At 72.3% G+C, this 23,467-nt stretch carries 19 protein-coding genes; 4 read left to right on the forward strand and 15 right to left on the reverse strand.

Features of this window, described 5'->3' with window-relative positions:
* Window positions 1-12: 12 nt before the first annotated feature.
* From ACLVWQ_RS21805 to ACLVWQ_RS21850, 10 genes are all read right to left on the reverse strand, one after another.
* On the reverse strand, window positions 13-936 hold the full coding sequence (locus ACLVWQ_RS21805; RefSeq protein WP_414110767.1) for a S66 peptidase family protein: 924 nt from the start codon (window positions 934-936) through the stop codon (window positions 13-15).
* Window positions 933-2,972, reverse strand: a complete 2,040-nt coding sequence (locus ACLVWQ_RS21810; RefSeq protein WP_414110852.1) for a prolyl oligopeptidase family serine peptidase — start codon at window positions 2,970-2,972, stop codon at window positions 933-935. Before ACLVWQ_RS21810 ends, ACLVWQ_RS21805 begins: the two co-directional genes overlap by 4 nt.
* A gap of 63 nt (window positions 2,973-3,035) precedes the next feature.
* Window positions 3,036-4,409: a M20/M25/M40 family metallo-hydrolase gene (locus tag ACLVWQ_RS21815; protein ID WP_414110769.1), complete on the reverse strand. Its 1,374-nt coding sequence runs from the start codon at window positions 4,407-4,409 to the stop codon at window positions 3,036-3,038.
* Complete coding sequence (locus ACLVWQ_RS21820; protein ID WP_414110770.1) at window positions 4,402-5,238, reverse strand: M55 family metallopeptidase; 837 nt, start codon at window positions 5,236-5,238, stop codon at window positions 4,402-4,404. Before ACLVWQ_RS21820 ends, ACLVWQ_RS21815 begins: the two co-directional genes overlap by 8 nt.
* An 89-nt stretch (window positions 5,239-5,327) precedes the next feature.
* Window positions 5,328-6,038, reverse strand: coding sequence for a GntR family transcriptional regulator (locus ACLVWQ_RS21825; RefSeq protein WP_414110771.1), 711 nt, complete (start codon window positions 6,036-6,038; stop codon window positions 5,328-5,330).
* Between the two features lie 152 nt (window positions 6,039-6,190).
* Entirely contained in the window at window positions 6,191-7,192 is a 1,002-nt protein-coding gene (locus tag ACLVWQ_RS21830) for a proline racemase family protein (protein ID WP_414110772.1), read from the reverse strand.
* A gap of 70 nt (window positions 7,193-7,262) precedes the next feature.
* Window positions 7,263-8,153 carry a dihydrodipicolinate synthase family protein gene (locus ACLVWQ_RS21835; RefSeq protein ID WP_414110774.1) on the reverse strand — a complete coding sequence of 297 codons (891 nt, stop codon included), beginning with the start codon at window positions 8,151-8,153 and terminating at the stop codon, window positions 7,263-7,265.
* 41 nt (window positions 8,154-8,194) lie between these two features.
* On the reverse strand, window positions 8,195-9,625 hold the full coding sequence (locus tag ACLVWQ_RS21840) for an FAD-dependent oxidoreductase (RefSeq protein ID WP_414110775.1): 1,431 nt from the start codon (window positions 9,623-9,625) through the stop codon (window positions 8,195-8,197).
* A complete protein-coding gene (locus ACLVWQ_RS21845; RefSeq protein ID WP_414110776.1) occupies window positions 9,618-9,923 on the reverse strand; it encodes a (2Fe-2S)-binding protein in 306 nt (101 codons plus the stop codon). The genes ACLVWQ_RS21840 and ACLVWQ_RS21845 overlap by 8 nt, the downstream gene beginning before the upstream one ends.
* Window positions 9,923-11,161, reverse strand: coding sequence for an NAD(P)/FAD-dependent oxidoreductase (locus ACLVWQ_RS21850; RefSeq protein WP_414110778.1), 1,239 nt, complete (start codon window positions 11,159-11,161; stop codon window positions 9,923-9,925). The genes ACLVWQ_RS21845 and ACLVWQ_RS21850 overlap by 1 nt, the downstream gene beginning before the upstream one ends.
* A gap of 221 nt (window positions 11,162-11,382) precedes the next feature.
* On the opposite strand from ACLVWQ_RS21850, the gene ACLVWQ_RS21855 reads away from it, so the two are divergent.
* The 3 genes from ACLVWQ_RS21855 to ACLVWQ_RS21865 all read left to right on the forward strand — a co-directional run bounded on the left by ACLVWQ_RS21855 (window position 11,383) and on the right by ACLVWQ_RS21865 (window position 13,376).
* A complete protein-coding gene (locus tag ACLVWQ_RS21855; protein WP_414110780.1) occupies window positions 11,383-12,252 on the forward strand; it encodes a helix-turn-helix domain-containing protein in 870 nt (289 codons plus the stop codon).
* Entirely contained in the window at window positions 12,249-12,497 is a 249-nt protein-coding gene (locus ACLVWQ_RS21860) for a DUF397 domain-containing protein (protein ID WP_414110781.1), read from the forward strand. Before ACLVWQ_RS21855 ends, ACLVWQ_RS21860 begins: the two co-directional genes overlap by 4 nt.
* A 75-nt stretch (window positions 12,498-12,572) precedes the next feature.
* Entirely contained in the window at window positions 12,573-13,376 is an 804-nt protein-coding gene (locus tag ACLVWQ_RS21865; protein WP_414110782.1) for an SAM-dependent methyltransferase, read from the forward strand.
* Window positions 13,377-13,387: 11 nt separating this feature from the next.
* Here the strand turns inward: ACLVWQ_RS21865 and ACLVWQ_RS21870 are convergent, their stop codons facing one another.
* From ACLVWQ_RS21870 to ACLVWQ_RS21890, 5 genes are all read right to left on the reverse strand, one after another.
* Window positions 13,388-15,247 carry a glycoside hydrolase family 76 protein gene (locus ACLVWQ_RS21870; RefSeq protein ID WP_414110784.1) on the reverse strand — a complete coding sequence of 620 codons (1,860 nt, stop codon included), beginning with the start codon at window positions 15,245-15,247 and terminating at the stop codon, window positions 13,388-13,390.
* Between the two features lie 126 nt (window positions 15,248-15,373).
* Window positions 15,374-16,105: a class I SAM-dependent methyltransferase gene (locus ACLVWQ_RS21875; protein ID WP_414110785.1), complete on the reverse strand. Its 732-nt coding sequence runs from the start codon at window positions 16,103-16,105 to the stop codon at window positions 15,374-15,376.
* A gap of 246 nt (window positions 16,106-16,351) precedes the next feature.
* A complete protein-coding gene (locus tag ACLVWQ_RS21880; RefSeq protein ID WP_414110786.1) occupies window positions 16,352-18,787 on the reverse strand; it encodes a SpoIIE family protein phosphatase in 2,436 nt (811 codons plus the stop codon).
* A 142-nt stretch (window positions 18,788-18,929) separates the two neighbouring features.
* Window positions 18,930-21,302: an MFS transporter gene (locus tag ACLVWQ_RS21885; RefSeq protein WP_414110853.1), complete on the reverse strand. Its 2,373-nt coding sequence runs from the start codon at window positions 21,300-21,302 to the stop codon at window positions 18,930-18,932.
* Between the two features lie 320 nt (window positions 21,303-21,622).
* On the reverse strand, window positions 21,623-22,066 hold the full coding sequence (locus ACLVWQ_RS21890; RefSeq protein WP_414110788.1) for an SRPBCC family protein: 444 nt from the start codon (window positions 22,064-22,066) through the stop codon (window positions 21,623-21,625).
* A 252-nt stretch (window positions 22,067-22,318) separates the two neighbouring features.
* Here ACLVWQ_RS21890 and ACLVWQ_RS21895 point away from each other — a divergent pair, with 252 nt between their 5' ends.
* Window positions 22,319-23,359, forward strand: a complete 1,041-nt coding sequence (locus tag ACLVWQ_RS21895) for an Rv2578c family radical SAM protein (protein ID WP_414110789.1) — start codon at window positions 22,319-22,321, stop codon at window positions 23,357-23,359.
* Window positions 23,360-23,467: the final 108 nt, after the last annotated feature.

The following is a 23,467-nucleotide window of genomic DNA, read 5'->3' on the forward strand; positions in this document are numbered from 1 at the left end:
CTGAACCGCCTCCTACAGCAGGGCTGGATTCTCCAGTGTCAGCGTGCCCTCGGTCGCGTTCAGGTCCGCCCGGGTGCCGAACGGGATCGTCAGGGCTCCCTCGCCGTGGCCGAAGCCGAACTCCTCGGCGACGGGCACCCCCAGCCCGCCCAGCCGGTCGAGGAGCAGGTCCCGTACCCGGTCGTACGGGCCGCAGCGCTCCCAGGAGCCGAGCAGGATCCCGGCGACACCGTCGAACCAGCCCGCGCGCAGCAGCTGGGTGAGGTGGCGGTCCAGGCGGTACGGCTCCTCGCCGACGTCCTCCAGACAGAGCAGGCCGCCGCTCGCCCGGGGCCGGGCGTGCGGGGTGCCCAGTTCGGCGGCGAGCAGGCTCAGACAGCCGCCGAGGAGGACGCCGGTGGCCCGCCCCGGGACCAGCGCCCGCCCGGCCGAGGTGACGGTCCGCACCGACTCCGGTGCGAACAGGGTCGCCCGCAGGTGTTCCTGGGCGCGGGCGTTCTTGACGAAGTCGATGCCCGCGGCCATCGGCCCGTGCAGTGTCACGAACCCCAGCCGCGCCGCGAACGCCTCGTGGAGCGCCGTGATGTCGCTGAAGCCGACGAACACCTTGGGTCCCGCGGCCCGCAGTGCGTCCCAGTCGAGCAGGTCGGCCATGCGCTGGGCCCCGTAGCCGCCGCGGGCGCACAGCACCGCGGCCACGGACGGATCGCACCAGGCGGCCTGGAGGTCTGCCGCCCGGTCGGCGTCCGCGCCCGCCAGGTAGGCGAACGTCCCGTGCCGGTCCAGGACATGGGATGCCACCACCGGGTCCAGGTCCCAGCCGCGCAGGATGTCCAGGCCCGCCTGGAGCCGCTCCTCGGGCACCGGTCCGCTGGGGGCGACGACGGCGACCCGGTCTCCCGCGACCAGCCGCCGGGCTCTGACGGACTCCTTCACTTGACCAGCTCCAGGACCGGGACGCCGGGCGGGTTCAGGCCGAACACCTGCGCGTACAGGGAGAGTTCGGCCTCCAGGACCCGCACCGTCGTGTCGGCGCGGCGGAAGCCGTGGCCCTCGCCCTCGAAGGCGATGTAGGCGTGCGGCACGGGCCGCGCCCGCTCCTCCAGCCTGGCCAGGAACCGCTCGCACTGGACCGGCGGGCAGATCACGTCGTCGAGGCCCTGGAGGAGCAGGAAGGGCACGGTGACCTGGTCGGCGTGCTGGGTGGGCGAGCGCTGCGCGTACCGCCCGGGGACCTCGGCGAGCGGTCCGACCAGGCTCTCCAGGTACTGGGACTCGAAGTCGTGGGTGTCGCCCGCACTCCAGCCCACCAGGTCGAGGACGGGATAGAGGATCGTCCCGCACGCGTACACGTCGGTGTTCACCAGCGAGGCGGCCGTGGTCCAGCCACCCGCGCTGCCGCCCCGGACGGCCAGCCGGGCGCGGTCGGCGGTGCCCTCGTCGGCCAGCGCGACGGCGACGGCCGCGCAGTCCTCGACGTCGACGACACCCCACTGCTCGCGCAGCCGGTCGCGGTACGCGCGGCCGTACCCGGTGGAGCCGCCGTAGTTGACCTCGGCGACCCCGATGCCGCGCGAGGTGAAGTACGCGATCTGCAGGTCGAGGACGAGCGGGGCCCGGTCGGTGGGCCCGCCGTGCGCCCACACGACGTACGGCGGGAGCGTGTCGCCGGGGGCCACCTGGCCGGGGTGGTGCGGCGGGTAGATGTGCGCGTGGATCTCCCGCCCGGCGGGCCCGGCGAACGTACGGATCTGCGGTTCCGGGTAGTAGGCGGGGTCCACCGGGTCGTGGTGCGCGGCGCCCACGACCCGGGCGTGTCCGGTGCGGGTGTCCAGTTCCACGACCTCGTACGCGCTGCGCGGGCTGGCGGCCACGGTGACGACGCGGGTGCCGTCGGCGGCGAGCGTGGCCCCGTACTCGGTCCAGGGCCCGGCCGCGTCGACGACCTCCCCGGTCTCCGGGTCGAGGACGCCGAGCGCGGTGGCGCCCCGCCCGTGCACGACGGCGATCAGTCCGCTGTCCAGCGGCGCGAACCAGCGACGGCCGATCGTCCACAGCGGCCCGCCGAACTCCTCCTCGCGCGTACAGAGCGCCACGGAGGAGACGTCCGCGGAGGCGTCGGCGGAGGGAGCGCCGGCCGGGGCCCCGTCCCCCGACGGCCCGTCCACCGAGGTGCGGTAGAGGTTCCACCAGCCGGTGCGGTCGCTGGTGTGGAGCAGCGAGCCGTCGCGGTCCCAGTCGACCTGGGCGATCGACTCGTCGGGGCCGCCCGCGATCCGCCGGGGCTCCCCCAGCGTCCCGTCGGGGGTCACCTCGGCGAGGAGCAGCTCGGTCCCGTCCCACGGCATGCGCGGGTGGTCCCAGGCCAGCCAGGCGGCGCGCCGCCCGTCGGGCGAGACCCGCGCTCCGGTGACGAACCGGTGCCGGGCGTCGCCGAGTTCGCGTACGGCGTCCCGGTCCCGCGCGGCCGAGCCGTCCAGCGGGACGGCCGCCAGGAGCCTGCGCACGTCGCTGGGCCCGTCCCCGGTGAACTCCTCCAGGACGCACCACACCTCGCCGAGTTCCGGGCGCATCTGCGGGTCCACCCAGCGCAGTCCGCCGCCCACGGCGGACTCGGGGGTCAGGGGACGCGGCCCGCTCCCGGGATCGGCGGGCTCGTACGCGTACAGCCGCTGGTCGGCGAAGTCGACGAACACGACCAGCGGGCCGTCCTCGCGGACCGCGCCGGCCCAGGGGTGTCCGCCGTACTCCATGACACGGCTGCGGACGTTCCAGGGGGCGGGCAGCACCGACTCCTCGGTGCCGTCCGCGCGGCGGCGCACCAGGGTGCGGCGGCCGCCCTCGGCGGGCCGGGGTTCGGTCCACCAGGCCTCGTCGCCGACGAACCCCACGTGGTCGGGGTGTCCGTCGTGCGCGGCGGCCAGCGCCGCGTCGACCGGCGAGGGCCAGGAGCCGTAGGCCAGTGTCCGCACGGTGTCCCCCGTCACTGCGTCTCCATGTCGTTCTGTCCCCATGTCGCTCTCTCCCCGATTTCCCTAGGCCGTGCGCAGGAAGCGGTCGAGTACCCGGACGCCGAAGTGGAGCGCCTCGACGGGCACCCGTTCGTCGACGCCGTGGAACAGTGCCTGGTAGTCGAAGCCCGGCGGGAGCTTCAGCGGTGCGAACCCGTAGCCGGTGATGCCCAGGCGGGAGAACTGCTTGGCGTCCGTGCCGCCCGACATGCAGTAGGGCACGACGTTCCCCTCGGGCGCGAACTGTTCGACGGCGGCCCGCATCCGGGCGTACGTCGTCGTGTCGAGCGGCGACTGGAGCGCGACCTCGTGGTGGGCGAACTCCCACTCCACGTCAGGCCCGGTGAGCTCGTCGAGGGTGGCGCGGAACTCGTCCTCGTGCCCGGCCAGGAAGCGTCCGTCGACCTGGGCGACGGCCTCCCCCGGAATCACGTTGACCTTGTAACCGGCGTCCAGCATGGTCGGGTTGGCGCTGTTGCGGACCGTGGACTCGACGAGCGAGGCGGCCGGTCCGAGCTTCGCCAACAGGGCGTCCACGCCGTCGGGGTGGTCCAGATCGGGCTCGACGCCGTACAGCGCGGCGAGTTCGGTGAGCGCCGCGCGGACCGTCGGGGTGAGCCGTACGGGCCACTGGTGGGCGCCTATCCGCGCGACGGCGGCGGCGAGCCGGGTCACCGCGTTGGACCGGTTCACCTTGGAGCCGTGGCCCGCCCGGCCGCGGGCGGTGAGCTTCAGCCAGCCGGTGCCGCGCTCGCCGGCCGCCAGCGGGTACAGCTCGCGCCCCGCGCCGTCGTGGAAGGTGAAGGCCCCGGACTCGCTGATGCCCTCGGTGCACCCCGCGAAGAGCCCGGCGTGCCGGTCCGCGAGGAAGCCCGAACCGTCCTCGGCGCTCGCCTCCTCGTCGGCGGTGAACGCGATCACCAGGTCCCGCCGGGGGCGTACTCCGGCGCGCGCCCACTGCCGGACGACCGCGAGGATCATCGCGTCCATGTTCTTCATGTCGACCGCGCCGCGCCCCCAGACCACCCCGTCGCGGACCTCGCCGGAGAACGGATGGACGCTCCAGTCCTCCGCCCGTGCGGGTACGACGTCCAGGTGGCCGTGGACGAGCAGTGCGTCGGCGGACGGGTCGGTGCCCTCAAGGCGCGCGACGACGTTCGTACGCCCCTTGGTGCGCTCCAGGAGGGTCGGCTCCAGGCCGGCCTCGGCGAGCCGCGCGGCGGCGTACTCGGCGGCCGGCCGCTCCTGGCAGTCGCCGCCGCCGCGGTTGGTGGTGTCGATCCGGATGAGTTCGGAGGTGAACCGGACGACCTCGTCCAGCGCCTGCTCGTCGACGGTCCGTGCGTCGACGGCTCGCTCTTCCGTCACGTTGTTGCCTGCCGTGCTCTTGTCAGCCATAGGTCTCCTCCACGGCGGCCGAGACGATCGTGGTGACGGCCTTGAAGGTCCGGATGCCCTCGTACATGGTGGCGCTGGTGTACGCCACCTTCCGCTCCCCGGTCCGCTCGACGCCCGGGACCACGGTGGCCGCCATCGAGAGGTGCTCGGCGTCGAACTCCAGGGCCACGGTGAAGGGGCCCGCCCGGTCGGGTTCGTGGCGCACCGCGAGGCGGGCCGCCTCCTTGGCCGCGGCGCGGATGTCCGCCGCGGTACGGGCCGGGGTGCGGCACACGGCCGCGTACCGCGAGACATGGTCCTTGACCGCGACCTTCAGCGCCTCGGGCGCGTAGCCGAGCGCGTCCTCGCAGGCCACGTCGTCACCGGTGACCAGGACGACGGGGACGCCGTACTCGGCGACGACGCGCGCGTTGAGCAGTCCCTCGCTGGCGCGCTCGCCGTCGACCCACACGCCGGTGATCGAGTTGGCGAGGTAGGTGTGGGCGAGGACGCCCTCCATGCCCGCTCCCGCGTGATAGCCGACGAAGGCGATGCCGTCGACGTCCCCGTGCTGCACGCCCTCCACCATGGACAGCGACTTGTGCCGTCCGGTGAGCATCTGCACCCGTTCGTCCAGTCGCTCCAGGAGCAGATTGCGCATGGTCCAGTGGGCCTCGTTGACGAGGACCTCGTCGGCGCCGCCGTCGAAGAACCCGAGGGCCGCGGCGTTCACGTCCGAGGTGAACATCGACCGGCACCGTTCCCACTGCGGTGTGCCCGGCAGCACGTCGGCCGGCCAGGTCACGCCCGTGGCGCCCTCCATGTCGGCACTGATGAGGATCTTTACCATGCTCCAGTTGTATCGCAGTCCCGACGCACCCCACAGAGCCGCCCGGCCGAAGGAGACATTTCGGGGGTGGAGCCCCTGAGCCGGGCGGGTCAGCCGGACCGTGCGGCGCCGCCCGCGCCCGCGTCCTGGGCCGCCCACAGTCCCCGTACGTGTCCGAGGTGCCGCGTCATCACGGCGCGTACCGCCTCCTCGTCGCGGACGACGAGCGCGTCGAGGATCTCCAGGTGCTCCTCGGCGGACGCCTGCAGGCGGCCCGCCTCGACCAGGGCGTGCAGCCCGTAGAGCCGGGAGCGCCTGCGGAGGCCGCCGACGACCTCGACCAGGTGCTCGTTGCCCGCGAGGGCGAGCAGGCCGAGGTGGAAGCGGATGTCCGCGTCGACGTAGGCGATGAGGTCACCGGCCGCCGCGGCCGAGACGATCTCCTGGGCCACGGGGCGCAGCGCCTCCAGCGCGGCGGGGTCGGCGGCGCCGGCGAGGCCCACGGTGGTGGGGATCTCGATGAGCGAGCGGATGTGGGTGTACTCGTCGAGCTGTCTCTCGGAGACCGCGGTGACCCGGAAGCCCTTGTTGGGCACGGTGTCGACCAGGCCCTCCTTGGCGAGGTCGAGCATGGCCTCGCGGACCGGGGTGGCGGAGACGCCGAAGCGGGCGGCGAGGGCCGGCGCGGAGTGGATCTCGCCGGGGCGCAGCTCCCCCGCGATGAGGGCGGCCCGCAGAGCGTCGGCGACGCTCTCGCGGTAGCTGGGCTTCTTGCCGCCCAGCGTGGGCAGGACGGGGGCGCCGGTGCGCTGGGCGGCCATCGGTCGGTCTCCTCGGAACGGGCGGTGTGGGTGACATGGGCGGAGTGGGTGACGTGGTGACGTAGTCGGTGCGGGCGGTACAGGTGCGCGCGGTACAGATGGTGTGCGGGCGGCTTCAGAGCCCTCGGACGTCCTCCGGGGCCTTCGGACGTCTAGAGCACGAAGCCCGCCGGGAACGGGTCGGTCGGGTCCAGCAGGTACTGCGCGGTGCCGGTCACCCACGCGCGCCCGGTGAAGCTGGGCAGCACGGCCGGGACCCCGGCGACCTCGGTGGTCCCGTGGAGGCGGCCGGTGAAGCGGGTGCCGATGAAGGACTCGTTCAGGAACTCGGTGTGCAGGGGCAGTTCGCCGCGTGCGTGCAGCTGCGCCATCCGCGCGCTGGTGCCCGTGCCGCAGGGCGAGCGGTCGAACCAGCCCGGGTGGATGGCCATCGCGTGCCGCGAGTGCCGGGCCGTCGAGCCGGGCGCGACCAGATGCACATGATGGCAGCCGCTGATGGAGGGGTCCTCCGGATGGACGGGCTCCCCCTCGGCGTTGACGGCGTCCATCAGCGACAGGCCGGCGGCGAGGATGTCGTCCTTGCGGGCCCGCTCGAAGGGCAGCCCGAACTGGTCGAGCGACAGGATCGCGTAGAAGTTCCCGCCGTACGCGAGGTCGTAGGTCACCGTCCGCCCGTCGGCGAGCTGGATCTTGCGGTCGAGGGCGACGGAGAAGGACGGCACGTTCCTCAGTGTGACCGGCCCGGCGGCCCCGTCCCGCACCTCCACCTCGGCGACGACGAGCCCGGCCGGGGTGTCGAGCCGGATGGTCGTCACCGGTTCGACGACCTCGACCATGCCGGTCTCCACGAGGACGGTCGCGACCCCGATGGTCCCGTGCCCGCACATCGGCAGGTAGCCGGACACCTCGATGTAGATGACGCCGTAGTCGCAGTCGGGCCGGGTGGACGGCTGGAGGATCGCGCCGCTCATCGCCGCGTGGCCACGCGGCTCGTTCATCAGCAACTGCTTGATGTCGTCCCGGTGTTCACGGAAGTACAGGCGCCGTTCGTTCATGGTCGCGCCGGGGACCGTGCCGATACCCCCGGTGATCACACGGGTGGGCATGCCCTCGGTGTGCGAGTCGACGGCGTGCAGGACGAGTCTGCTGCGCATGTTCCTGTGTCCCCTCTCTCCCTCAGCTCTTCGCCGGCTCTTCGCCGCTCTTCGCCGGACCCGCTCTTCGTCAGACGAGTCCGGCGGCCACGGCCTTCTCCGTCGCGGCCCGGACCACGGCCTCCTGGTCGGGCCGCAGCGCCGTGCGGGGCGGCCGCACCGGGCCGCCGTGCCGGCCGACGATGTCCATCGACAGCTTGATGGCCTGGACGAACTCGACCTGGGAGTCCCAGCGCAGCAGCGGGTGCAGTTGCCGGTACAGGGGCAGCGCGGTGTCGAGGTCGCCCCGGACGGCGGCCCGGTACAGCTCCACGGACGCGGCGGGCAGCGCGTTCGGGTAGCCGGCCACCCAGCCCTTGGCGCCCGCGACGGCCAGTTCCAGCAGGACGTCGTCGGCGCCGACCAACATGTCGAGTTCCGGGGCGAGTTCGGCGATGCGATAGGCGCGGCGCACATCACCGGAGAACTCCTTGACGCCCTGGATGTACCCCTCGCCGTGCAGCTCGGCCAGCAGTTCCGGCACCAGGTCGACCTTGGTGTCGATGGGGTTGTTGTACGCCACGACCGGCAGGCCGACCTCGGCGACGGCCGCGTAGTGCGCGAGGACCGAGCGCTCGTCGGCGCGGTAGGCGTTCGGGGGCAGCAGCATGACGGCGCCGCAGCCGGCGTCGCGTGCCTGCTCGGCCCAGCGGCGGGCCTCGGCGGAGCCGTAGGCGGCGACACCGGGCATGACGCGGGCCCCGCCGATCGCCGCCACGGCCGTCTCCACGACCTCGGCGCGCTCCTCGGGGGTCAGTACCTGGTACTCGCCGAGCGAGCCGTTCGGTACGACGCCGTCGCAGCCGTTCGCGACGAGCCACGCGCAGTGGTCGGCGTAGGCGCCGTGGTCGACGGAGAGGTCGGCCTTGAGCGGGAGCGCGGTGGCGACGAGGACGCCGCGCCAGGGGCGGTTCTCGGTCATGAGGGTCCCATCCGATCGGTGGAGAGGGTGAGCGAGCGGGGTCAGGGGGCTTCGCCGGGTTCGCGGGCCAGTACGCCGAGGGGTACGGGCCGGGCGAACGGCCGTCGTGAGGGGGTCGGCGGGCAGCCGGCGAGCCCGGCCACCGCCGGGCCGCACATCCGGCCCTGGCACCAGCCCATCCCGGCGCGGGTCAGCAGTTTCACGGTGCGTACGTCCCCGGCGCCGAGTTCGTCGACGGCCTCCCGGACGGCCGAGGCGGGCACGTCCTCGCAGCGGCACACGAGGGTGTCGTCGCCGACCCGCTCGGTCCAGGAGGCGGGCGGCGTACAGACGGTGTCGACGGCGGCGAAGAACTCCCGCAGCCCGGAGCGCGCTTCGGCCTCCCGCGCGTAGGAACCCGGCTCGGGTGCCGAGGAACCCGACTCCGGTTCGGGGGAGTCGAGCCGCGCCGCGACGGACAGGCCCGCGATCCGGCCCTCGGCCAGGGAGAGTGCCGCGCCGCCGATCCCGGTGGTCTCACCGGCCGCCCAGACGCCGGGTACGTCGGTGCGCTGCTCGTCGTCCACGGCGACGTCCACCCCGTCGAGGCGGCAGCCGAGCGTCTCGGCGAGGTCGGTGTGCGGGAGCATGCCGTGTCCGACGGCGAGGCTGTCGCACGGTACGCGCCACTCGCTGCCCTCCCTGACACGTCCGTCGCGGTCCAGCGCGGCCACGGTCACCGCTTCGAGCCGGTCGGTGCCGTGCGCCGCGACGACGGTGTGGCGGAGCCTGACCCTGACCCGGTGCCGGGCCAGCGCGGCGGCGTACCGGGCGCCTTCGGCGAGCTTGTCCGGGTGTGCGGCGAGCACCCTGGCGTGCCGTACCAGCGCCTTGGGGTCGGCGGACTCCACCAGGGCGGCCACCTTCGCGCCGGCGGCGGCCAGTCCGACGGCCACGGGCATCAGCAGCGGTCCGGTCCCGGCGACCACGGCGGTACGGCCCGGCAGGACCAGTCCGCTCTTGAGCATGGCCTGCGCGCCGCCCGCGGTGACGACTCCGGGGAGGGTCCAGCCGGGGAACGGCAGCACCTTCTCGTACCCGCCGGTCGCCAGGAGCAGGGCGTCGGCACGTATCGCGACGCCTTCCTCCTGCTCGGGCCCGAGCAGGGCGTGCGCGGTGAAGGTCCCGGACTCCCCTTCCACACACCACACATGATGATCCGTCAGATGGATGATCCGCCCCGCAGCGATGTGCGCCGCCAGCGCGTCGCGCAACCGCTCCCAGGTACGCCACTGGTGGTGCAGGGCGCGGGGCCTGCGGGCGCCGAGCCCGGCGGCGGGCTGCCGGTAGAACTGCCCGCCGGCGTCCGGGGCGGCGTCCACGAGGGTCACCGGTACGCCCCGCGCGGCCGCGGTGAGGGCCGCGGCGAGCCCGGCGGGTCCGGCGCCGATCACCAGGAGGCGCGGCCTGTCAGTCCCGGAGCGCTCAGTCATGGTGCCCGGTCCCCTCCTGCGTACGGATCACGTCGCCTGGCTCGGCCCGCACCAGACAAGCCCGTTGGTTGGGGCGTCCGTTGACGGTCAGCAGGCAGTCGAAGCACACCCCGATGCCGCAGAACACCCCGCGCCGCGCACCGCTCCCCCGGGTGGTCCGCCAGGACATGACCCCCGCGGACCACAGGGCGGCCGCGATCGTCTGGCCGGGCAGGACGGCCATCTCACGGTCGTCGAACGTGACCGTGAAGGGCGGCTGCGGCCGGGCCCGGACCAGGCTGATGGGCGTACGCGACATCACGGCCTCTCCTCGGAAGACGAATCGGACGGCACATCTGACGACGGACCGGACGAGGGGCCGGACCGCGGACCGGACGGCGGATCGGGAAACCGGTCGGGGCGGAACGGCGCGAGGTCCAGGTCGGGTGTCCGGCCCGCCAGCACCTGGGCGATCAAGTGGCCCGTCCCCGTGGCCAGTCCGATCCCGGCGCCCTCGTGCCCGCACGCGTGGAACAGGCCGGGCACCCGCGGGTCGGGCCCGACGGCGGGAAGGTGGTCGGGCAGGTACGGGCGGAAGCCGAGGTAGGAGCGCAGGGCCCGCACCTGGGCCAGGAAGGGGAACAACCGGGTCGCGCCCGCCGCCAGTTCGCGGGTGACGGGCAGGGAGAAGGACCGGTCGAAGCCGACCCGCTCCCGGCTGGCCCCGATCAGTACCGGTCCCGCCGCCGTGCCCTCGACGACCGGGGAGGTCTGCAGGGCCGCCGAGTCGCTGGCCACGTCGGCCACATAGTCCGCCGCGTACACCTTGTGGCGCACCCGGCGCGGCAGGGGCTCGGTGACCAGGACGAAGCCGCGCCGGGGCAGCACCGGCAGGAACACCCCGGCCAGCGCGGCCAGTTCACCGCCCCAGGGGCCGGCCGCGTTGACGACGGCGGGGGCGTGGATGTCGCCGTGCGAGGTACGGACACCGCGCACCGCACCGGACGCCGTGCGCAGCACGTCCGTGACCGTCCAGCCGGTGCGCAGCGAAGCACCCGCCGAGCGGGCGAGCCGTACGAGCCGGGCGGCTGCGAGGGTCGGCATCACCTGGGCGTCCTGCGGGTAGCGCACGCCACCCGCGAGCCCGTGCGCCAAGTACGGTTCCAGGTCGTGGAGTCGGTCGGGTGCGACGGACTCGGTACGGACCGCGGCCGCGCGCTGGGCGGCGGCGAGTTCCTCCAGCGCCACCAGCCCCTCGGGCGTGGAGGCCACGACTAGGCCGCCCTTGGCCTCGTACTCGACCGACGTCGCCAGGCCGGGCTCGGCGGCGAGCTCGGCCCACAGCCGTCCGGAGAGCAGCGCGAGTTCGAGTTCGGGGCCGGGCTCCTTGTCGGAGACGAGGAGGTTGCCCTCGCCCGCGCCGGTCGTGCCGCCGGCCACCGGACCACGGTCCACCAGGACGGCGCTCAGCCCCTCCCGAGCCGCGTACAGGGCGCTGGCCGCCCCTACCATTCCGGCCCCGACGACCACGACATCGCAGGTCAGCGAGTTACTCACATCAGTACTATGTCACATACCTCTCTCCGGGAAACCTCTGCGGACGGTTCGGTCCGCGCACCGCACCGCCGAGGCACCGCCGGGAGCGCGCGGCGACCCGCTCTCCCATGACTTGGCAAACCATCACTCTGCACCGTGCACGCATACGCTGTGTGCCCTGTCGGTGTCGCCAGAGTCATGGCAAACTGCTTCTCGATCGGCCGTTCGAGGAGGCACGCCACGTGAGCGCACCGCGGTCGGCCCCGACCGTTCTCCAGATGGTGCTGGGCAGACGCCTCCAGGAACTGCGGCGGGCCAAGGGCCTTTCGGCACAGGACGTCGGTGCCGGTCTGCGCCAGGCCCACACCACGGTCACCAGGATGGAGCAGGCCAAGGTCGCCCTGAAGTGGGCGACGGTCAAAGCCATGTTGGAGATCTACGGCGTCGGGGAAGCCGAGACCCAGGAGTTCCTCGCCCTGACCGACCAGGCCAACCGGCCCGGCTGGTGGCAGAGTTACCGCGACGCTCTACCGAGCTGGTTCGCGGTCCACGTCAGTCTGGAGAACTCGGCCACCCACATCCGGGGCTACGAACCCCATGTCGTCCCGGGCCTCCTCCAGACCGAGGAGTACGCACGCGACGTGCTGCGGCTGAACCGCCCCCGCCCGACCTCCGACGAACTGCGCCGCCGCGTGGGCGTACGCATGGAACGTCAGTCGCTGCTCACCCGGCCGGACCCGCCGGCACCCCGGCTGTGGATCGTCATGGACGAGACCGTGCTGCGGCGCCCGGCCGGTGCGCATGAGGTCATGAAGGCCCAGGTCGATCACCTGATCGAGGCGACGGCCCTGCCGAACGTGACCCTTCAGGTGCTGGCTTTCACGGCCGGACTACATCCGGGGGCGTTCGGCCCTTTCACCATCTTCCGTCTTCCGATGCCGGATTTCCCGGACATCGTCGGCACGGACAATCTCAGCAGTGCCCAGTACAGCGAGGACCGACAGGAAGTGGCGCTGCACCGCGAGGTGTTCGACCGGATGAGCGCCCAAGCAATGTCCAAAGGACGTACCCGGGAATTCCTCTCGGACGTCCGCAAGGAGCTGGAACGATGAATCACACCACAACGACGCATCACACCACCGACGCCGCCGCGGACCTGGGGACCGAGGGCTGGCACAGGCCGTGGAGCGGCAGCAACAACGGCAACTGCGTCGAGGTGAAGAAACTCGACGGCGGGTACGTGGCGATCAGGCAGTCGACGGACCCTCATGGCCCGGCCCTCATCTGCCCCTCCTCCGTCGTCGCCGAATTCGTGTGGGCGGTCAAGGCCGGACAGGCCGACTTCCTGGTCTCCTGAGCCACCGGGTCCGGAAACAACACCATCCAGCCACCTCCGCAGGGACGCCCGCGGAATCGGAGGACTGAAACCGACGTGACAGACGCAGGGTTCAACGTGGACGACATCGACACCAGCAAGGCCCAGTCGGCCCGTATGTACGACTACTTCCTCGGCGGCAAGGACAACTATCCCGTCGACTGGGAGGCCGCCGAGAAGGTCATCTCCTTCTTCCCCGCCGTCGAGGAGATGGCGCGGGCCAACCGCGATTTCATGCACCGCGCCGCCCGGTTGTTAGCCGAGCGGGGAATTCGCCAGTTCCTCGACATAGGCACGGGCATACCCACCGAGCCGAACCTCCATCAGATCGTCCAGGACATCAGACCTGACGCCCGTGTGGTGTACGCGGACAACGACCCGATCGTCCTCAGGCACGCCGAGGCGCTGCTGCACAGCAGGCCCGAGGGGCGCACCGCCTACATCCAGGCCGACGCGAGAGAGCCCGCGGGGATCCTCGCGGCGGCGCGGGACGTCCTGGACTTCGAGCGCCCTGTCGCCCTGTCCCTGGTGGCCCTGCTGCACCTGGTGGCGGACGAGGACGAACCCCACCGGATCGTGGGCGAGCTGCTCACGTCGCTGGCACCCGGGAGCTATGTGGCGCTCTCCCATGCCACAGGGGACTTCGACCCTGAGACATGGGAGCGCGTGGTCGAGGTCTACCGCAAGGGCGGAACCGCCGCCCAGGTGCGCTCTCGCGACGAGTTCTCGAGGTTCTTCGAGGGACTCGAACTGATCGCGCCCGGGGTGGAACTGGCCGAACTCTGGCACCCGGAACCCGGGCAGCCGCACGGCCGGGGTGAGCGGATCCCGTTGTACGTGGGAGTCGCCCGCGTGCCCTGAGCCCCCCGGGCTCAGCCCGTCAGACGGCCGGCCGCCGTCAACGCCTCCAGCGCGCTGGCCTGGGTGCGCCAGTCCGACGTGTTCGGGGCGGCGCCGGACCAGCGTTGCCCGAGACGGTTGAGCGGATCCCGGTCGGCCGTCCAGACCGAGTCGGCCTGGCGCGTGACGTAGGTCCGGTAGGCGGTCGAGCCCGTGGCGTCCGCCAGGTCGGCGAGATGCCGTACGAAGACGCCCTTGAACTGCTTCTGGTTGTCGTCGCAGGAGGCCGTGCCGACGTCGCACGACTCGGTCAGTACGCCGCCGCGGGTCAGCGCAGTCGAGGAGATCGCGGTGTCGGCCAGCCGCTCCGCCGTGTCCAGGTACCGGCTGTTCCCGGTAGACCGCCACAGCTGGGTGAAGGCACCGATGGCCAGGCCCTGATTGTAACTCCACACGGTCTGGCCGTTGTTGGCGCAACCCGCGGTGATCCCGTCGTTGACCAGACCTGAGGAGTTGATCATCCCGCTGGCCAGGTACCAGTCCGCCGCCGTGCTCGCGCGGGCGCCCCACACGGTGTCACCGCCGATCCGCTGGTGCAGCGAGGTGGTGATCCACAGGTAGAGCCCGTTGGTCACGGCGTTCTTGTAGGTGCGCTCCCGGTCCCACCACACCCCGCCGCCGCAGGTGCCGGTGTCCCAGTACCGGTGGACGTAGTCGGCGATCGTGACCGCCTCGTCCAGATAGCGCCGCTCGCCGGTGTAGTCGTACGCCGTCAGCCAGGCCACCGCCCACCAGGCGGCGTCGTCGACGGCCCGGCTGATGAAGTGGCCCTCGATCGGGTCGGAGCTGCGTCCGCCCGCGGGGAAGACGCCCCGGTTCTGCTCGTAGGTGCGGGCGATCACCCAGTCGTAGTCGTGCCGTCCGCTCTGCTCGGCGAAGTCGATGACGGAGGTGACCGCGACGGCGGAGTTCCACCAACTGCTGCGCCACCAGCCCTCGCCGGTGTGGTAAGACGCCATCAGCGCGTCCGCCGCACCGCGCGCCCGGGTCGGCGCCGGTCTGGCCCAGGCCGTGCAACTGCCCTCCTGGTGGGCGGCCTCACGGCCGCAGACGCGGACCGCACCGCCGTACAGCAGGCCGCGCGGGTCCCGGGTGGCGAACATGGCGGTCCGGGTGGAGGTGGCCCCGGCCGGCACACCGGTGCGGCCGAGCGAGGAGCCCTCGGGGCTGCTCGCCCCGGCGTCCCAGGAGCGGTCCAGCCAGACCTCGTCGCCCGCGCCGCCGTTCGCGATGACGCCCCAGGCCATGCCGCCCCGCTGGTCGACGTGGAGCGAGATGGTGCGTCCGAAGAGGGTCGTGGCGGGGACCGGGGTGTCGTCACCGGCCGCGGTCGCGGGGTCGGCGCCGTCGCAGGACGTACCGTCGCACACCTTCGGGTAGACCCAGTCCGTGCAGTTCACGGCGGCGGCGTCGCCGCAGGCGCGGAGCCAGCCGCGCCGGTGCCCGACCGGGTCGGTGATGTTGTACATGAGGGTGCGGGTGCCGGTCCACGACCCGGGGACGCTCGCCTTGCCGAGCAGGCCCTCCCAGGTGGCGCCCCGGTCCCAGGAGCGGTCCAGCCAGACCGCGTCACCGGCCACGGCGTTGTCGATGCTCGCCCAGGCCGTGTTGTCCGGGTCGGAGACGTGCAGACGCAGGATCCTGCCGTTGATGGTCCTGTTCGGCACCGGGAACGTGTCCTGCTGCGCCTTCGAGGGGTCGGCGGTGTCGCACACCAGGGCACAGACCGGCGTCGCGGCGTGGGAGGGGGTGGGCGGAAGGGCGACGAGGCCGGTCAGAGCCAGGAACAGGGCCAGGAGCCCGCCGAGGAGAGGGTGGTGCCGTGCTGCCATGACGTAACGCCTCTCTGGAGAAGCCGTGCACGAAAAGGGCAGTGTCGGAGAATGCGGGCGACTCGGAGAACCCAGGGAGCCGCGGTCACCCACCCGGCACCTTTCCCCAATCAGATCGTGCCCATGTCAAACACCCCGGCCGCGCCCCGCCACCCTCCAGATCGACGGCAGCTCGATCCGCGACCCGTCGGCGCGGCGCTCCGTGGTGGCGAGCGGCAGCTCCCCGCTCGCCAGGACCGTGAGTCCGGCCGCGCGCAGAAACTCCGGTACGGCGGCGTCGGCGACCTCGCCCGGCGCGATGCCGTGCCGGAAGACGGAGGCGAGTTTCGCGGGCGGGCCCTCGGGGTTCTGTGCGAGACCGCGCAGCACGACGCCGGCGGCCGCGGCCGGCTCGACGAGGAACGCGCGGCCCCGGTCACCGACGAGCGTGGCCAGACCGTCGACGAGCGACTGCCGGTCGGCCGGCTCGCACTGGTGCAGCACACCCCGCATATAGACGTTGGCGTCGGCGAGTTCGGCGTGCAGCAGCTCGGCCTCGGACTGCTCCGACGCGTCGAACAGCCGGTAGGAGGCCTGGCCCGCCGGGTCCGCGAGCCGGGCGTGGTCGAGGGCGGCGGCCGACAGATCGGCGCCGACGACATGCGGATAGCGGTCGGCGAGGAACCTCGTCTGCGTCCCGTTGCCGCAGCCGAGGTCCACCAGGGGCAGCCCCGGGGCGGTCAAGTACGGTTCGAACAGGGCGAGATGGACACCCACTGTGAGCGCGGGCTCGGCATCCCAGAAGACCGCTCCCTGCTCGGCGGAAGCCTCCCGCCAGAAGCCCTCCCATGCCTCCCTGTACCGCGTGGTCACGCTCATGCCGGCTCCCCAGGATGCGACCGCGAACCGCCGAAAGCGACGGGCAGTCCGGTCTACCGCGCCCGCCGCACAGCGACAAGAACCCGGCACACACCTTCACACCCCACCCGACAACAACCCACCCCGCAAGGGGTACGCGACCCCCAGGGGCGCAGCCCCCAAGGGGCGCGAGGAACGGCGCGCTCAACCCCCACCGACCCGCGGACGAATCACCACCGGTTTCATCACGCCACACCCAGCGGAGCGCTACGGCACGGTCAGTTCGAACCACACCGTCTTCCCCGCAGCCGTCCGACTGCTCCCCCACTCGCGCGCCAGCGTGCTCACCACCCGCATCCCCCGCCCGGACTCGTCGAGCGGCCCCGCACTGAGCAGCGTCGGCAGGGTGTGATCGTCGTCGTCCACCTCGCACAGCAGGGTGTCGCCCCGCACCAGCCGGAGGTCGATCGGCCGGCTGTGGGAGTGCCGGCCCGCGTTGGTGACGAGCTCGCTCACCAGCAGCTCGGTGGTGTCGGCGAGGGAGCCGAGGCCCCACACATGGAGCTGCTCACGGACCGCGGCACGCGCCCTGCCGACCTCCTGCGGGCCGTGCCCGATCCGCCACCGCGCGACGTCCTCGGGCTCGATGCCGCCCAGCCGGGCCAGCAGCAGCGCCACGTCGTCCTTGCGTCCTCCGCCGCCGCCCGCCTTCGCGAAGGTCACCGCGAGGGCACGGATGATGGTGTCGCAGGCGTCGTCCATGGACGCGGCCGGGTGGGCCGCGGACTCGCAGAGGGCCGCGAGGCCGACACCGATGTCCGCACCGCGCACCTCGACCAGGCCGTCGGTGCACATCACGAGCCGGTCGCCGGGCGCCACCCGCAGACGTACGGACTCGAAGGGCACCCCGCCGACACCGATGGGCGCACCGGTCGGCAGGTCGAGCAGTTCGCTGCGGCCGTCCGCGGCACGGACCAGGACCGGCGGGATGTGGCCCGCGTTGGCGAGCTCCAGCTCGCCCGCGATGGGGTCGTAGACCGCGTACAGACAGGTCGCGAGGTAGTGCTCGCCCAATCGCTGTGCCAGGTCGTCGAGGTTGCGCAGAAGCTGGGCCGGCGGCAGGTCCAGGGCCGCCATGGTCTGGACCGCGGTGCGCAACTGCCCCATCATCGCGGCCGAGTTGAGCCCGTGGCCCATCACGTCGCCGACGACGAGCGCGGTCCGCGACCCGGGCAGTTTGACCGAGTCGAACCAGTCGCCGCCGACCCGGCCGAGGAGCGTACCGGGCAGATAGCGGGTCGCGATGTCGCAGCCGGACATCCGCCGGGCGATGTGCGGCAGCATGCTGTCCTGGAGGGTCTCGGCGACACTCTCCTGGTACGTGTACATGCGGGCGTTGTCGAGTACGAGCCCGGCGCGGGCGGCGAGTTCGGCGCCGGTGACGCGGTCCATGTCGTTGAACTCGACGCGCTCCGGGTGCCGCAGCAGGATCATGAAGCCCAGGACCACGTGCCGCGCCTTGAGGGGCACGACCAGCATGGAGCGGTTGGTGATGAGGGGCCGGATGTCGCGCTTCTCGAACTGCGCGGCGATCATATGGCCCATCTGCTCGCTGATGCGGGGCACGAGGACGGGTTCGCCGGTGGTCATGCACTGGAAGAACGGGGTGTGCGCCGGGAACGGCATGGCCTCGCCGACCGGTACGACGTCGTCCCAGCGGCCCGGCTCGTCCGTGTGCTCCACCGCGACCCGGTGCCACATGGTGGTCGTGTCGGGCACACCGTCGGGGAAACCCTCCCCGGCGACGACCTGTTCGCGCAGATAGGTCCCGGCCACGTCCGTGAAGCGCGGGACGACGGCCCGGCTGACCTCGAGGATGGTGCGGGACAGGTCGAGCGAGGTGCCGATGCGGCCGCTGACCTCGTTCAGGAACTCCAACCGCTCCCGCACGGCGGCGTATTCGAGATCCTCGCCCTCGTCCTCGGCGTCCTTGGGCGGGAGTTCACCGGACGCGGCGGCCGCGGCGGCCCGCTCCCGGCGCGCCTTGCGCTCGGCCCGGCGCGGCACCCCCCAGTCCGGGGTGACGGGCACCCGGTCGTTCTGGCTGAACTCCAGGACGGGATAGCCCAGTTCGAGGACCTGGGCGACGATGCGGGCACTCTCGCCGACGCTCATGCTCGGTAAGATCTCGGGCAGCCCGCGCGCCAGTTCCGCGGAGCCGGGGAAGTCGGTGTGCAGCGCGAACCCGGGTGCGACGCGCTCCACCGCGGCGGCCTCACCGGGGTCCTCGTACCGCAGCGCGCCCGCGTCGGCGGCGAGGACCAGCAGCCGCTCGGGCCCCGGACCCACCAGCGGGTACGCCCACCACAGGACGTCGATCCGGTCGCTGCCCCGCGCGGTCAGCCGCGCACGGCCGGCCGCCGGGTAGAACAGCGGCCCGTCGAGGGAGGATTCGAGATCGGGACCGAGTCCGTCGTACGCCGCGAACGCCCCGTAGGGCGCGCTCTCGTCGTCCTCGGGCAGCGCACCGGAGACGGGCAGCAGATCGACGACGGGACGGCCGACGGCCTCTTCCCTGGCCGTACCGAAGAGACGCCGGGCGCCCCGGCTCCAGTGGGAGACCAGTCCCGCACGGTCCACCACGACCACGGCCAGCGGAATCCGTCCCGCCGCGGCGACCCCGCTCCCGGTACCACGGTCCATGGCCAGACCCTCTCTCCCACGGTCCGCAAGATCTACTCCGCCACACCAACTACCGTACGTCCACGCCCGGTAGCCACGTGTGCCATTCGGCGAAAAGCTCCGGGCCGCCCCTCACCGCCTCACCCCTCACCCCTTCGCGGCCTCAGTCCTCGTGCCCCAGCTGGAGGTCCCGCTCGGTCCTGCCGCCCCCGGCCACCTGCAGCACGGTGGCCACCGGCGGGTACCCGGCCGCGATCACCGTGTACTCCCCCGACGAGAGGTCGATGAACCGGAACGCCCCGTCGCTGCCCGTGGTCAACGTGTCCACCACGTTCCCGGCGGCGTCCAGCAGCGTCACCCGCGCGTCCTCGACGGCCCGTCCCCCGCTCGCCCGGACGGTCCCCCGCAGCACCGCCCCGCCCGCGAGCTCGACGTCCTGCCGGGTCTCCCGTGCGGCCTGCACGCTGACCGGCAGCGCGGCCGGACGGAAGGCCGGCGCGCTCCCGGCCAGCGTGTACTCCCCCGCCACCAGTTCCGTGATGACATAGCCGCCCTCGCGTCCGCTGCGCGTCGTGGCGACCACCTCGCCGTGCACGTTGGTGAGCGTGACGGTCGCGTCCCGCACCGGCGTACCGTCCGCGGTGACGACGCTCCCGGCCAGCCGTCCCGCACCGCCGAGCACCACGTCCAGCTCCACGGGCCGCTCCCCGACGGTGACGCTGACCGCCTGCGGCTGGTGGCCGCCGGCCGCGGCGATCAGGACGTACGACCCTGATCCCGGCGTGGACAGCGCGTACCGTCCGTCCGCGCCGCTCGCGCCCCGGCCGATCTGCTGCCCCGCGATGTCGATGAGGGTGAGTGCGGCGCGGGGCACGACGGTGCCGTCGGGGTGCTGCACGGTGCCGCAGACCGGGACCCCGGCGGCGTACGACGAACGGGCGCCCGGGACGGCGGGGTTGACGGGCCCGGTGCCGGCGGCCGCGGTCTCGGGGGCCGGGGTGGGGATGTGGTGGGACACCAGCGGTTTCTCCTTGAGGAAGAGGGCGACGAGCAGGCCCACGACGAGCACCGGCACGAGATAGAGGAAGATCCGCGGCATCGCGTCGGCGTACGCCGCGATGTAGCCCTCCCGCAGCTCGGCGGGCAGCGCGTGGACGAGCTGCGGGGTGATGGACTCGGGGTCCGGCAGGCCGGCTCCGGCGGGCAGCCGTTCGGCGAGCGAGTCGGCGAGCCGGGAGGCGAAGAGCGTGCCGAAGACGGCCGCGCCGACACTGCCGCCGATCTGCCGGAAGTAGTTGTTGGCGCTGGTCGCGGTGCCGAGGTCGCGCGGGTGCACGGAGTTCTGCACGGCGAGGATCAGCACCGGCATGACCAGGCCGATCCCGGCGCCGAGCACGGCCATCCACACGCTGTAGTACAGCCGGGACGTGTCGGTCTCGAGCCGGGAGAGCAGCCACATGCCGATGACGGACAGGGCGCCGCCCAGGACGGGGTAGATCCGGTAGCGGCCGCTGCGGCTGATGAGCTGGCCGGAGACGACCGAGGCGCCGACGATGCCGCCCATCATCGGGAGCATCAGCAGACCGGACTCGGTGGCGGTGGCGCCGTCGACCATCTGCAGGTACGTGGGCAGATAGCTGGCCGCGCCGAAGAGGGCGACCCCGACGATCACGCCCACCAGGGAGGTGATGTTGAAGACCCCGTCACGGAACAGCCGGAGCGGGATGAGGGGTTCGGCCGCGTGGTGCTCGGCGATCAGGAAGAGACCGGCCGAGACGACGGCTCCCGCCGTGAGCCCGAGGATCGTCCGCGAGCCCCACGCGTACTGGGTGCCGCCCCAACTGGTCAGCAGCACCAGGCAGGTGGAGGCGGCGGCGAGCAGCAGGGCGCCCAGGACGTCGAGCCTCGGCTTGACGGTGGGCTTCGGCAGTTCGAGGACGACGGCCACGACGGCGAGCGTGAGCAGACCGAAGGGCACGTTGATGTAGAAGCACCACCGCCAGGAGAGGTGGTCGGTGAAGTACCCGCCGAGCAGTGGTCCGGCGACCGAGGCGAGGCCGAACGCGGCGCCGATCAGCCCCATGAAGCGGCCCCGCTCCCGGGGCGGCACGATGTCCGCGATGATCGCCTGTACACCGATCATGAGGCCGCCCGCGCCCACGCCCTGGAGGGCCCGGAAGGCGATCAGCTGGTCCATGGTGCGCGACCAGCCGGCCAGCGCGGAGCCGACGACGAAGACGACGATCGCGAAGTGGAAGACGCCCTTGCGGCCGTAGAGATCGCCGAGCTTGCCGTAGACGGGCAGTCCCACGGTCGACGTGAGCAGATACGCGGTGATCGCCCAGGACATCTTGTCGAGGCCGTGCAGCTCCCCGACGATCCTGGGGAGCGCGGTGGCGACGATCATCTGCTCCAGCGCGGCGAGCAGCAGCGCCAGCATGAGCGCGAAGAAGACCATGCGCACACGGCGCGGACTGAGCGCCTCGAACTGCGCCTCGGCCGCCGTCCGTTCATCTGCCGGTGCCTGTGCCCGCACCGGTGGCCGCGGGAGGTCCGGTGGCGCCAGGTGTGTGTCAGGGACCGGAGCCGAACCGTCTCGTCCGCTCTCCAACAGAGCCGTCTGGCCCACGTGCTGCTCCCCTCGTCGCGCTTGCGCGGCCCATTTCTCGCATTACACGACATCTGGGAGCAAGCGCGACGAGTCGCCCTGAGAGCGGCCCTGCGGACGTATCCGCCGGTCGGAGCCCTACGGCGTACAACTGAGCCGTACTGAAAACCACTCGAAACGGTGAGCGTGAGAATCGCGCGGAGGTTCCCGCCCGACTCCCACGAAGAGCGTCGAGGGTGTCGGGGGAACTACTTCTCCACGTGGGCGGCGAGGTTCGCCAGCACCCCGTCGTAGATCCTGCCGAGCCCCTTGGGCGCGAAGGTCTTCTCGAAGAAGCCGCCGATGCCGCCGGCGCCGTTCCAGACGCTGGTGACGACGACCCTGGACGCGCCCTCACCGGCCGGGGTGACCCGCCAGGTGGTGACCATCGAGGAGTTGCGGTCCTTCTCCACGAGTTCGCCGTCGGTGGGCTCGCTCACCTCAAGGAGGCAGTCACGGATCCGCTTGCTGGTGGCCTGGAGCTTCCAGTGGACGAGGGTCCCCTCGCCGTCACCGCCCTCGCGCACCTCGTACTCGCTGAAGTGCTCGGTCAGGAGGGTCGAACGCGTGCCGTCGTAGTCGGCCAGCGCATCGAACACGTCGTCCGGCCGGCCCGCTACGACTCGTTCTGTGGTGGCCTCGACCTGCGCCATTGCGTTCCTCCAGCACTCGGGATCTCGGGCGTCAAGGCTCAGCCAACCATCACGCGGCCGAGCCGCCCAAATCGGGGTCCCTCAAGGAAGCGCGCGGCCGTCCGCATGGCGCGCGCGCATCCCGGACGCGCCGATCGACAAGCCGAGGACAGGGCGGCGGCACAGCGGCGACACGCCGACGCTCGAATACGAGTTCGCACGATCAAGGGAACATGTGTTCTATTCTGTGGTCAGTGCTATCGAGGAGGCGTCATGCGGTGGGAGAACCTCGCAGTGGAATCCGGCGGAAACCCGTCCGCGAACCCCTCAGACCCCGCTCTGTTCGGCGCGGACGCGGTGACGACCCGTACGTTCGACACGCCGGAGTTCCGTGGCATCACCTTTCACGAGATCCGGGCCCGGTCGGTCGTCAACCGGGTGCCGGGGGCGTCCCGGATGCCCTTCGAGTGGACGGTCAACCCGTACCGGGGCTGCTCACACGCGTGCGTCTACTGTTTCGCGCGCAAGTCCCACAGCTATCTGGACCTCGACACCGGCCTCGGCTTCGACAGCCAGATCGTGGTGAAGGTGAACGCCCCTGAGCTGCTGCGGCGCCAGCTCGGCTCGCGGCGCTGGCTCGGCGACCACATCGCGATGGGCACGAACGTGGACTGCTACCAGCGCGCGGAGGGCCGCTACCGGCTGATGCCCGGCATCATCGCGGCCCTGCGCGACCACGCGAACCCCTTCTCGATCCTCACGAAGGGCACGCTGATCCTGCGCGACCTCGACCTCCTGAAGCAGGCGGCGGCCGTCACCGAGGTCGGGATCTCCGTCTCCGTCGGCTTCACCGACCTCGACCTGTGGCGGACCGTGGAGCCGGGCACCCCCGCTCCGGAGCGCCGCCTCGACGTCGTGCGCACCCTGAGCGCGCACGGCATCGACTGCGGGGTCCTGATGGCCCCGGTGATCCCCTTCCTGGGCGACGCCCCGTCCCAACTGCGCGCGACGGTACGGGCGGTCGCCGCGTCCGGCGCGACCTCGGTGACCCCGCTCGTGCTGCATCTGCGGCCCGGGGCCCGTGAGTGGTTCATGAGCTGGCTCGCACACCATCACCCGCATCTGGTGCGCCGGTACGAACGGCTGTACGCGGAGGGCTCGTACGCCCCGAAGTGGTACCAGCGCCGGATCACCCGGCAGGTGCACGAGCTGGCCGAGGAGTACGGGATAGGCCCCACGCGCGCGGGGATGCCCCGCAGGATCCCGGTGCCCGCACCGGCCGTGCCGGAGCCCACCCAGCTCACCCTTCTGTGACCGGCGCACTCACCCGTACCGGCCGGCACTCCCTGACCGGCATCCGGACGCATCCCGCGGCCCCATGGGGTCAAATCTCGGCAGAAGCGGTCCTTCCGGGCGCACATC

Origin of the sequence: Streptomyces sp. CWNU-52B (assembly GCF_047444975.1) — a bacterium.
In the GTDB taxonomy this organism is placed as follows: domain Bacteria; phylum Actinomycetota; class Actinomycetes; order Streptomycetales; family Streptomycetaceae; genus Streptomyces.

Bases quoted from the DNA above. Each gene is read 5' to 3' on its own strand.
- ACLVWQ_RS21815 (WP_414110769.1), bottom strand. From the start codon at position 4,409: ATGGCTGACAAGAGCACGGCAGGCAACAACGTGACGGAAGAGCGAGCC.
- ACLVWQ_RS21825 (WP_414110771.1), bottom strand. From the start codon at position 6,038: ATGGCCGCCCAGCGCACCGGCGCCCCCGTCCTGCCCACGCTGGGCGGC.
- ACLVWQ_RS21875 (WP_414110785.1), bottom strand. From the start codon at position 16,105: ATGAGCGTGACCACGCGGTACAGGGAGGCATGGGAGGGCTTCTGGCGG.
- ACLVWQ_RS21840 (WP_414110775.1), bottom strand. From the start codon at position 9,625: ATGACTGAGCGCTCCGGGACTGACAGGCCGCGCCTCCTGGTGATCGGC.
- ACLVWQ_RS21845 (WP_414110776.1), bottom strand. From the start codon at position 9,923: ATGTCGCGTACGCCCATCAGCCTGGTCCGGGCCCGGCCGCAGCCGCCC.
- ACLVWQ_RS21895 (WP_414110789.1), top strand. From the start codon at position 22,319: ATGCGGTGGGAGAACCTCGCAGTGGAATCCGGCGGAAACCCGTCCGCG.
- ACLVWQ_RS21835 (WP_414110774.1), bottom strand. From the start codon at position 8,153: ATGACCGAGAACCGCCCCTGGCGCGGCGTCCTCGTCGCCACCGCGCTC.
- ACLVWQ_RS21820 (WP_414110770.1), bottom strand. From the start codon at position 5,238: ATGGTAAAGATCCTCATCAGTGCCGACATGGAGGGCGCCACGGGCGTG.
- ACLVWQ_RS21880 (WP_414110786.1), bottom strand. From the start codon at position 18,787: ATGGACCGTGGTACCGGGAGCGGGGTCGCCGCGGCGGGACGGATTCCG.
- ACLVWQ_RS21860 (WP_414110781.1), top strand. From the start codon at position 12,249: ATGAATCACACCACAACGACGCATCACACCACCGACGCCGCCGCGGAC.
- ACLVWQ_RS21890 (WP_414110788.1), bottom strand. From the start codon at position 22,066: ATGGCGCAGGTCGAGGCCACCACAGAACGAGTCGTAGCGGGCCGGCCG.
- ACLVWQ_RS21870 (WP_414110784.1), bottom strand. From the start codon at position 15,247: ATGGCAGCACGGCACCACCCTCTCCTCGGCGGGCTCCTGGCCCTGTTC.
- ACLVWQ_RS21830 (WP_414110772.1), bottom strand. From the start codon at position 7,192: ATGCGCAGCAGACTCGTCCTGCACGCCGTCGACTCGCACACCGAGGGC.